This window comes from Phreatobacter sp. GW821-FHT04C01 (genome assembly GCF_059420385.1).
The window spans coordinates 94,062-104,764 of sequence record NZ_JBWKTP010000004.1 but is presented as its reverse complement, the minus strand read 5'-3'; the positions used below and the strand labels follow the sequence as shown (position 1 = coordinate 104,764).

General features: G+C 60.0%; 9 protein-coding genes. 7 read left to right on the top strand and 2 right to left on the bottom strand.

Features of this window, described 5'->3' with window-relative positions; all coding sequences use genetic code 11:
* Positions 1–134: 134 nt before the first annotated feature.
* Complete coding sequence (locus AC07WJ_RS16445; RefSeq protein ID WP_494935692.1) at positions 135–503, top strand: antibiotic biosynthesis monooxygenase family protein; 369 nt, start codon at positions 135–137, stop codon at positions 501–503.
* A gap of 260 nt (positions 504–763) precedes the next feature.
* Here AC07WJ_RS16445 and AC07WJ_RS16440 read toward each other — a convergent pair whose 3' ends face one another.
* Positions 764–1,243 (bottom strand): MarR family winged helix-turn-helix transcriptional regulator, encoded by a 480-nt coding sequence (locus tag AC07WJ_RS16440; protein ID WP_494935691.1) that lies wholly within the window; start codon positions 1,241–1,243, stop codon positions 764–766.
* 200 nt (positions 1,244–1,443) lie between these two features.
* Between AC07WJ_RS16440 and AC07WJ_RS16435 the strand changes: the two genes are divergently transcribed.
* From AC07WJ_RS16435 to AC07WJ_RS16410, 6 genes are all read left to right on the top strand, one after another.
* On the top strand, positions 1,444–2,340 hold the full coding sequence (locus tag AC07WJ_RS16435) for an NmrA family NAD(P)-binding protein (protein WP_494935690.1): 897 nt from the start codon (positions 1,444–1,446) through the stop codon (positions 2,338–2,340).
* A gap of 779 nt (positions 2,341–3,119) precedes the next feature.
* Positions 3,120–4,127 (top strand): glycosyltransferase family 2 protein, encoded by a 1,008-nt coding sequence (locus tag AC07WJ_RS16430; RefSeq protein ID WP_494935689.1) that lies wholly within the window; start codon positions 3,120–3,122, stop codon positions 4,125–4,127.
* On the top strand, positions 4,127–6,010 hold the full coding sequence (gene asnB, locus AC07WJ_RS16425; protein WP_494935688.1) for an asparagine synthase (glutamine-hydrolyzing): 1,884 nt from the start codon (positions 4,127–4,129) through the stop codon (positions 6,008–6,010). The genes AC07WJ_RS16430 and asnB overlap by 1 nt, the downstream gene beginning before the upstream one ends.
* Before the next feature lie 11 nt (positions 6,011–6,021).
* Positions 6,022–6,765, top strand: coding sequence for a class I SAM-dependent methyltransferase (locus AC07WJ_RS16420; protein WP_494935687.1), 744 nt, complete (start codon positions 6,022–6,024; stop codon positions 6,763–6,765).
* A 311-nt stretch (positions 6,766–7,076) separates the two neighbouring features.
* Positions 7,077–7,961, top strand: a complete 885-nt coding sequence (locus tag AC07WJ_RS16415) for a class I SAM-dependent methyltransferase (protein ID WP_494935686.1) — start codon at positions 7,077–7,079, stop codon at positions 7,959–7,961.
* Entirely contained in the window at positions 7,958–8,305 is a 348-nt protein-coding gene (locus AC07WJ_RS16410; RefSeq protein ID WP_494935685.1) for a DMT family transporter, read from the top strand. Before AC07WJ_RS16415 ends, AC07WJ_RS16410 begins: the two co-directional genes overlap by 4 nt.
* Before the next feature lie 118 nt (positions 8,306–8,423).
* Here AC07WJ_RS16410 and AC07WJ_RS16405 read toward each other — a convergent pair whose 3' ends face one another.
* Positions 8,424–10,388, bottom strand: coding sequence for a glycosyltransferase family 39 protein (locus AC07WJ_RS16405; RefSeq protein WP_494935684.1), 1,965 nt, complete (start codon positions 10,386–10,388; stop codon positions 8,424–8,426).
* Positions 10,389–10,703 lie beyond the last annotated feature (315 nt).

Below are 10,703 nucleotides of genomic sequence, written 5' to 3'. Positions count from 1 at the left end.
GTCGGCGCCAAACAGGCCCGGGATCACATCGGGAGGTTTCGATCGCAGACTGTATTCATACGATTCAATTGACATCATGATGTCTATATAGATATATGAGGCCATCATTCTCGCACGGACGGACGGAGGCCCGCATGTCCATTTTCAAGCCACTGGACGAGAGATTCTCGATCGAGCGCCAGCTCGACATTGATGCGGCACCGGTGCTGCTCATAAACCTGATCATGGTGGATGGCCCCGAGGAGCAAGCCTTTCTCGCGGCATGGACCGACGACGCCCGGTTCATGAAACGCCAGCCGGGTTTCATCTCGACCCAGCTCCACCGCGCGATCGGCGAGAGCCCGACCTATCTGAACTATGCGGTGTGGGAATCGATGGAGACCTACCGCGCCGCTTTCGCTCATCCTGACTTCAGGGCGAGGGTTTCAGCATATCCTGCATCCGTCAGTGCCAGCCCGCACCTATTCCAAACGGTCGCGGTGCCCGGAATCTGTGTGGCCTGACTTGCGGTCGAGGGCCGGCCAGCGGCCGGCGGAATTGGCGGCGCACTGATCGACGCTCTGCAAAGACGGGGTGGGCGCAAGGCAGCCAGCGGCTTTGCGCGACCGTCAACCGCGCGACACCGGATGGCCTGACCAGCTTGCCATGATACGATAAAGGGCCGGTGCTCGGCCCGCCGCTGCCGGCGATTTTGGCCGACCGATCCCAACGCGCGGAATGCCTTGCCGCGCCGGCGATCGCGACACCCCATCCCGGCATCGCATTAGTCGTTCGCGGGTACTTCAGCTTCGAGTGCTTCGAGCCTGGCCCGCAGCGCCGTCATCACCCGGCCGGCCGTCTCGATCTCCGTTGCCGAGAACCCCTCCGCAACCATGTTGGCGCGTGGCGTATATCGCTCAACGGCCGCCCCGTACACGTGGTGGCCCCTTTCCGTCATCGCCACGAGTTGCGCACGCTTGTGGTGGGGATTGGGTTGAAATGCAACGAGCCCCTCCTTTTCCAGGTCATTGATGATCCGCTGCACGTTCTGGCGGTTTGCCCCGAGATCGCGCGCCAACCACGCGACCGGCTGGGCTCTCTCGGCCTCGATGATCGCCCCCAGGATTTGCCACCGGGCGCTGGTGAGTCCCAACGGCGCCACGATCCTGTCGCCCCACGTGACGGCCAAGTTGGCCGCTCGAAACGTGGCGAGAATGAGCCGGGTCAATGCGTCGGCTGTCGGGCTTAAGGCGTTATCGTCCATACGTCACTGTCCAGCCATATTGACATCATAATTTCAATAATGCAGCCTGTTGACTATACTGATCATGGCCCGGCGAGACAAGCCGGAGGAGCGCGGCGCCGGCCCATTGGCCAGCGTCATGGCGTCGGCGCGCCCCGCAAAGTGCGGCCGGAGGCGACTGAGCAAAGAGACGACCCATGGGACTATCGGAGACCCCCGACATGAGCACCTCACCCACCCTGTTCGTCGCCGGTGCCGGCGGCAAGCTTGGCCGCCGCGTCGTCGAGCTGCTGCTGGAGCGCGGCTGCTGCGGCAAGATCATCGCCGGCTCGCGCCGGCCGGAAAAGCTGAACTTCCCCGGCGTCGAGACGCGTAGGGCCGACTACGGCGACGTGCCCGGCTTCATCAAGGCACTGGACGGCGTCGACCGGCTGCTGCTGATCTCGATCGACGTGCTCGGCCCGAGCCGCGCTGCGCTGCAGGCCAGCGCGGTCGCTGCGGCCAAGGCAGCCGGGGTCAGGCACATCGTCTACACCTCGATGCCGGCCCCCGAGCCGGCTTCGCCGATCCCCTTCGCTCCCGAACATTTCGGCACCGAGGAGGCGATCAAGGCCTGCGGCATCGCCTACACGATCCTGCGGATGAACTGGTACGCCGAGAACCTGCTGAACGCCCTGCCCTCGGCCCTGCAATCCGGCAAATGGTACACCTCGGCCGGCGCCGGCACCCTCGCCTACCTCCCGCGTGAGGATGCGGCCCGGGCGGCTGCCGGCGCGCTGATCGCCGGCGAAACCAGCCGCACGCTGACGGTCACCGGTCCCGTCGCACTGACCTCGCGTGAAATCGCGGCGATGGCCAGCGAAGTCACCGGCAAGCCGGTCGAAGTGGTCGACGTCACCGACGCCGAGCTCGCCGCCGGCGCCATTGCCGCGGGCGTGCCCGAGCCGGTGATCCATGGCTTGATCGTGCCGTTCGACGCCAACACCCGCCTCGGCCGCGTGGCGCTCACCACCAATGCGGTCGAGATGCTATGGGGCACCAAGCCGCAGGTGCTGAAGGCCTTCCTCGAAGCGAACAAGGCGGCGCTGGGGCACGGGGCGGCCGGAGCAACGCGTTAGGGATCTTCGCGACGCAGTGTGATCTTCGGCAGATCCGCTGGCACGGAACGTCACCGCGTTCCCACGGCCTTCGAAAACATGGCCGCGTGGATGGCGCTCGGGATCCCGATCGAGGATCTTGGAGAGATTGGCGCTCCCTAGGGGATTCGAACCTTGAAACTGATATGTCATTGACTTAGCTATATTTTTTCGAAGCCGCGATCACCTTTCCTACCGTCTTTCATATCGCAGTTCCCGCTGGCGCCTGGCAGCTCCGATCGTGGTGCCGGGACCTCGCCAACCCAACTAGCCGTCCCATTCGTCTGTTTCGTTGCCGTTATCGCCGACCACCCGTGAACGCGACGATCTGGCTTGAACTCTGTTGCGTACCAGAGGGCCGTCGTCGCGTTGAAGGATTATCGTTCGAGACTAAATCTCCCGACTTCGGCAAAGCACGATCGCGCCAATCTGCTCAAGGAAAACAGAGCTTTTTGGATAGAGTTTTCTTGGAGCAGATTACTGGTATCGATACTCCATCATATGCTCCGAAATCCGCAGCGCCGAACCACGTATGCAGCTGATCTGATGGGCAGCGACAAGAGCCGCGGCGCGCCCTCACGTCGCGTCTCGCCACGCCTCACCTGGAGCAGCCGTCGGCAGGCGGATTGCCGCATGTCCGTGCGCGCGCCTCCCATTCCACCCGAGCTGGCCCAACTTGATGGAGTACATCAGATGTTGCATTTGGGCGTCGTCAGACGCTATGCCGTTTTCGACTTCGTCAGATAGGATTAACGCCCTCCATGGTAACCGGATCCGCGGCACTCTATTCAAGCCGGAAGGCGACTACGAAAGCGCCGTCGCTATCGGTAATCATTCCGATCTACAACGAATCTGCGAATATCGGCCCCTTGTTCGAGCGGTTGTTCAGCGTTCTCGATGGGATCGACCAATCGGTCGAAGTCGTTGCCGTTGACGACGGAAGCAAGGATGATTCGTTCTCCAAGCTGCAGCGTGTGGCAGAACAACGCCCAGAGCTGAAGGTCGTCCGCCTGCGCCGGAATTTCGGCCAGACGGCCGCGATGATGGCTGCGATCGATCATTCATCCGGTGACATCATCGTTTCCATTGATTCCGATCTTCAGAACGATCCGGAGGACATTCCCGCTTTGCTTGCAAAGTTGGATGATGGCTTCGATGTGGTATCAGGTTGGCGTAACGATAGAAAGGACGCGGCGATCAGTCGAAATTTTGTCAGCCGCATGGCCAACAAGCTGATCTCCAAGATCTCAGGTGTTCCACTGCATGACTACGGCTGTACGCTGAAGGCATATCGTCGGGAGGTCGTCGAAGGCGTACGCCTTTATGGCGAAATGCACCGCTTCATCCCGATCTATGCGAGCTGGATGGGAGCCAAGATCACCGAACTTCCAGTGAGGCATTACCCGCGCCGCTTTGGAGTCTCCAATTACGGCCTCGAGCGCATCGTCAAGGTCGTGCTCGATCTGATCGTCGTTATGTTCTTGGATCGGTTTTTCGTCAAACCGATCTACATTTTTGGTGGATTTGGCGCGCTTTCGCTCGCGCTATCTCTGCTCAGCGGACTCTGGATGTTGTCGCTGAAGATCTTTGAGGGAATCTCAATGATTCAGACGCCGCTCCTGCTCTTATCAGCGATGTCATTTCTCGTCGGAATATTGAGTATATTGCTTGGACTCCTGGCCGAAATATTGATTCGCGTTTATTTTGAGTCGCAGGAGCGAACCGCCTATGTTGTCCGGCAGGTAGTGAACTTTCCCGAGAAGATTTGATGTGTGGCATCGCTGGCTTCGCCGGGCGCGGTGATCGCAGAGATCTGACGGCGATGACCGCCGCGCTTGCCCATCGGGGGCCAGATGGCGAAGGCGCCTTTGCCGATGAGCAAGCCGGCGTTTATCTCGGTCATCGTCGGCTATCGATCATCGACATCGCCGGCGGTCACCAACCGATGTGGAACGAGGACGGAAAGATCGGCATCGTTTTCAACGGTGAGATCTACAATCATAGGGAATTGAGAGCCGAACTGCAGGCGCACGGCCATGTCTTCGCGTCGGATCATTCGGATACCGAGGTTCTCGTGCACGGTTACGAGGAATGGGGTTCCGAGCTCCCGATCCGCCTCAACGGCATGTTCGCATTCGCCATTCTCGACCGGCGCCGGCAGCGCATCTTCCTGGCGCGCGATCGCTTCGGAGAAAAGCCTCTTTTCTACTCGGACAAGCCCGGCTTGTTCGCCTTCGCGAGCGAGCTCACCGCTCTTGCGTCCCATCGCGAGGTCGCGCGATCGATCGATCCGCGATCCGTCCAAAAGCTTCTCGCATACGGCTATCTCCCCGGAGCCAATTCGCTCTACTTGGGATGCAGGAAGCTTCCCGAAGGGCATTTCCTCACACATGACGTCGCGACCGGAAATACCGTTGTCACCCCCTACTACCAGTTCCGGATCGAGCCGGACGAAAGCCTCTCCGATGCCGACGAACCGGCGCTCGTGGAGGAGCTGCGAAGCCTCCTGGCGACTGCGGTCTCGCGCCGGCTACTCAGCGATGTCCCCTTGGGCATTTTCCTGTCAGGCGGGCTGGATTCCTCCATGTGCGTCGCGATGGCTGCCAGGAGCGTCGATGCTTCGGCCCTGCAGACCTTCACGATCGGTTTTCAGGAAGCGAGCTTTGACGAGTCCACGTACGCCCAGGAGGTCGCTTCGGCTTTTGAGACGCAGCACCGCACTCGCCATCTCACCCTCGATCACGTTGGCGACCTCATCGAGCGGGTGCTGTCCCGAATGGATGAGCCGCTTGGCGACCCCTCCTTGCTGCCTGCCTATGTGCTCTCCGGCTTTGCCCGCGAGCACGTCACGGTAGCGCTCAGCGGCGATGGCGGCGATGAACTCTTCGCCGGCTATGATCCGTTCAAGGCGCTGACGCCCGCCAGCATCTACGGCCGCCTGATGCCGTCGGGGCTGCACAAGAGCTTGAGGAGCCTTGCCGAGCTCATGCCCTTCTCGACCCGCAATATGAGCCTCGATTTCAAGATTCGCCGCGCGTTGAGCGGGCTCTCCTACCCTTCGTCGGTGTGGAACCCGGTCTGGATGTCCGCCCTGGAGCCGCGTGATATCGCCGAACTGATGCAGGAGCCCATCTCTCTCGAAGACCTCTACCAGGAGGCGATCGAAGTCTGGGATGGCAACGAAAACCGTGACCTCGTCGACCGCACCTTGGAATTCTTCACACGCATCTATCTACCGGGCGATATCCTCGTCAAATCAGATCGGGCCGCGATGATGAACTCGCTCGAGACCAGGGCCGTGTTCCTCGACAACGACCTCGTCAACTTCTGCAGCAGATTGCCAAATCGCTTCAAATTCCGAAACGGACAACGAAAATACCTCCTCCGAAAGGCAATGGAGGGGCTCCTCCCACGCGGGATATTGGAGCGGCCGAAAAAGGGTTTCGGCATTCCCCTCATGAAGTGGCTGAAGGACATCGGTCCGTCGATCCCCATGGTACCCGTAACAGGAACCTATCCGGCAGTCGCCGAGCGCTTTCGTACCGAACATCTGTCGGGTCATCGCGAGCGCCGATTGTTCCTGTGGACCTGGCTCGGGTTGCAGAGGACGCTTGCTTCGCACGTCCCCTCGCCCCAGCCCGTAGCGGCCTGACGAGCATCGCGATGGATTTGGCAACTTATGAAGTCGAAGCCGCGGTCCAGGAGATCCACTGGTGGTTCGTCGGCCGCCGGCACCTCTTCGGCCGCGAGATCGAAGCCCTGTTCCCCGATCGGGCGACGCCCATTCTGGATGTGGGCACGAGCACCGGCACCAATCTCGGCATGCTGCGCGACCTTCGCTACAGCGATGTCCAAGGCCTCGATCTGAGCGCTGCCGCAATCGCGTTCTGCGAGAGCAAGGGATTGGGCCCCGTTCGCCTCGGCGACGCTTGCCAGATGCCTTTCGAAGACCAATCCGTGAATCTGGTTCTCGCGACCGACGTGATCGAACACCTGGACGATGACCTGGCCGGGCTTCGCGAGATCGCACGTGTGCTCAGGCCCGGGGGCAAGGTGCTCATCAGCGTTCCGGCCTTCCCGTCCCTGTGGGGCCTGCAGGATCGGGTCGCGCACCATAAGCGACGGTACCGGATGGAGCTCCTGCGGCAGCAGGTCATGAAAGCCTCATTGACCCCGATCCGGGCCTATCACTTCAACTTCATGCTGTTCGCGCCGATCTGGATCGCTCGCCGGGCGATCGACCTTTTCGGCATCAAGCTGGCCTCCGAATCACAGATCAACAGTGCGTTCCTGAACAGAATCCTCAGTGTCATATTTCACGCCGACATCAGAATGGCTCCCCATCTCCGGGTTCCTTTTGGAGTTTCCATACTCATGATCGCGGGACGTGATGTTGACCACTCCTGACGACGCTGGCGTCGGACCACATTTTTTGGGTTCTTCGGGCGCAAAGCGGCAGGTGTGCCAAGTCCGATGTCGCCAAAATTGTCGACAAGACCAGATCATAAGGGGACGCGACGAGTGGGAGCGCTCTCTTCGCGATGCTGATGCAACCGACGTTCTCCGGGCGCAGGCATAGTCGGCGACCGCCATCGGCACCCGACCAAGCTTGGTCCCTCAAATAGGCATACACTATGATGACAATTGCCGATCGGGACACACCGGCTCGTCTAGACTGGCTCATACCGATGCTTCGCTGTCCGTTGTCCGGAGAACGATTGTCATTGGAGCACGGGTCCCTGATCTCCAGACCCAGCGGCCGCTCCTATCAAGTCAGCCGGACCGGTATTCCCCTTTTCGGCGAAACTGCTTCAAATGATGGCTTGATCCAGCAAGCACACTACGATGCGGTTGCCGACGCCTATGTCACCAATCTCAGCTATCCGCATACTCAGGAATACATGGCCTATCTTGATAGAGCCTTGCTGGAGGTCATTCCGGAAGGCCCCCTCGATAATGTCGCGGAGATCTGCTGCGGAAGAGGCGAAGCGTTTCATCTCCTGCGAGACAGGGTCAAGCGCGGCATCGGCGTCGACATTTCGCTCGCCATGCTCGAGGCGGCGCAAGCGACCAACCCGTCATCGACCCTTTCGTTCGTGCAGGGTGACGCCACCGCGCTGCCGCTCGCCGATGACAGCATCGACAACCTTTTCATGTTGGGCGGCATCCATCATGTGAACGACCGCGCCGGACTTTTCAGCGAGGTCGCACGCGTCCTCCGGCCCGGCGGACGGTTCTATTTTCGAGAGCCGGTAAGCGACATGTGGCTGTGGCGGTTTCTGCGCGCGATCATCTATCGCCTATCACCGGCCCTCGATCACGATACCGAGCGGCCGCTGGAGTTCGGTGAGACGGCGCCGTTCCTTCACGACGCGGGCCTGACCCTCCAACGCTGGTCGACGCACGGCTTTCTCGGCTTCTGCCTGTTCATGAACAGCGACGTGCTCGTCTTCAATCGGGCGTTCCGGTTCATCCCCGGCATTCGTGCGCTGACCCGCGGGTTCACCCGCCTCGACGAAATGACGCTGTCATTGCCCGGGTTGTCCAGGGCCGGCCTCCAAGTGGTCGGGGTCGCCGAAAAACCTGGCCCTGCACGCGCATGAGGATCGCCATTAGCCTGGTTCTGATGATCAGTTGCACGGTCGGCGCCAACCTCCTGATGAAAATCGGCGCTACAGAAGCTGCTGCAGGGCGGGCCCTGGCCTTTGGCATTCACTGGAAGAGCGCCCTCGGACTGGCTGCATTCGGTCTCGCCGGCCTCATCTATGCATGGCTCTTGCGCTATCTGCCCTTGAACATCGCGCAGAGCTTTGCAGCAGCACAGTTCATTGCGGTCATCCTCGCATCGACCGTGGCTTTGGGCGAAGGCGTTCCGCCGATACGATGGATCGGAATTTCCCTGATTGCAGCGGGCATCATCGTCGTCGGCTTCAGCGCCCGCGACTAGGATCCACGAAGCCGACGCCCGCAACAAAAAAGTCCTGCGCGCTTGGGCTTTACCGTCCATCGCACAGCAGACAAGGTACCGCCGCCGCGGCTGCAGGAAATGGTAGTTGGTATCACCGCTACGGTGTACGACATGGTTCCAGTCTTGTCGGAACCAGGGCATTCGCGATTGTCAAGGTCACGCTGGGAGCAGGCAGAAGGCAGGTACGCAGGAGTTTGACCGAATCGATCCTCATGATGGATTGACCAGGCGCGCCGAGGTTGTTCGCGATCATCAAAATAAAGTCGGAACCGGGGCTCTCAATATCCAGCGTGTACGGCCCGGCGTGATTTCCATCCACGACGACAGTGCCGATCCATCGGCTGCGATCAGAAGTCAGGGCGCCAAATACCATGCTGCCTTGAATGGCTGTGGCGTTCAGAATGAACCGTCCCATCCGGAAGCGATCCGCTGCCACTTTGGCGCTCAATTGGTAAGCCGTTGGATTGTCCGAGCTCAGCAGGACAATTGAGCCATCGTCGCGGGAGTCGATGGTTCCACCACCTTCAGCCAAGGTCCATTGAAGCGCTATGGCTTCCTGCTCGATCTGGCCAGACAAGGCAGCGCCTGATGCCGCCTGCCGCGCTTTCGACATCAATGCCGGCGCGTAAACCAGCACAGCCCAGCCCAACACACAAAGAATAGTTCCTGACTCGACGAGCCGAAGTCGGCCACCCCAACCCGGGAAATGCCGCCTCGTGAGATGGCCCGCAACTTGGCTAGTTGCTTGGACGACGACGGCACCACCAAGCAAATAAGACAACAATCCATAGCGGACGTAACGTTCCTCCGAATATACAAATCCGAGACTTAGAATCGCATAGACGATTGGCGCACTGACAAGAAGTGCTGCTCGATAATTTTTCTGGATGGTAAGAATGACAAGCGCGGCCGCCAGGAACAAAGGACCATACAAGCCAAGCGGCCGCTTCCAATTCATCGGATCTCCGAAGTGCTCCGAACTGAAAGTGATCGCTGCGACACGCTTCGCGATTGTTGTCAGAACATATCCGGGATGATCCTGCCAGGCCGCGAGATATCTCGCACGCCAGTATAGCTCCGACCCAGGCGTCGCCCATTGCAGGCCCGCCGCATGGAGGTCCGCTGCCGCTCTCGTATCATCCCGGAAATAGCCGAGACTATTGGGAAATGACCCCAAGCCAGACCAGAGCGCGTACCATCCGGAGTTGGTTGTTATGGCGAACTGACCGCGGACGATTAGATTGAACAGCCCCCAGAGGAGCGGAAAAGCGGCGAATGCCGCCACCACACAGGCCGCCGCCTTCAGCTTCTCGCCAGCGGGAGCCGCGATCAGGGCCCAGACCAACAGTGGACCAGCAAGCAGGATCAAGTCCGGGCGGAACATGGGCAAGATCGACGAGAAGAGCCCAAGAACGATCCATCGACGCTTCGAGGGGCGGTCCGCACACCAGACCAACAAGGCCAGGACACAGATCACGAACGCAGTGATCAACGCCTCCGCCATGATAAAGCCGCTGCCTCGCGCGCCCCAGGGGGCTATCGCATAGACCAGTACGGCAAGGAGTGTCACGGCACCCGAAATCCCGCATTTGCGCAACACATAGGTCAGCGGCAGGATCGCAGCCGAGTCCAACACAATCTGAACCAGGCGCATGTCGTGAATGTCGTTGCCTCCCAGGACAACCAGGGCCGCCAGGAAGATTGGATAGCCGGGTGGATAGGGACTTGCGGCTCCCGATGTCCAGAAATTGCCCGTTTCCAGGATATTCCGAGGAACTCCGAAGTTCATCGATGGGACCCCGGTTATTTCAAACGAATTGGGACCGAACAACACATCGAGAAGTGATTGCGCCATTCCAATGTAGAAGTCCGATATTCCACCGAAATAGTTTTTGTTCGCCCATTGCACATAGTCCGGCGCGAGGCCGCCATTCTCGATGATGAACAACCATCGGACATAGAGCGCGACACCAAAACCAAGAAGCAATCCGAACGCGACAGCGCGGCGTGCCAGCGACGAGCGGAACTGCATCGGGTTCAAATAGCGAGTCATGGCAATCATTCAAAAGCTCGTCCGGTATGCAGCCAAATCCTCGATCACGGACAGGTCGCGCGCCCCTCAATGTCGTTGCTTAGGTGCTCCACTATCGGGGCGTCCAACAATATTTTGAATATTGCACAATATCGGCGGAACGATCGGCGTCGACCGCCCGCACGCCGACAGGCTATGCCACTCACCTCGCCGCAATACGCGGTAGGCTGTTACCCTCGCCGTTGTGACCGACCTTTCCGTTGCTCTATCAGCGCGGCTGCGCCAATCTCCAAAGGTGATTCTGACCTCAACCAGATGACCAAAGGCTCTTAGCAGTACTGCTCG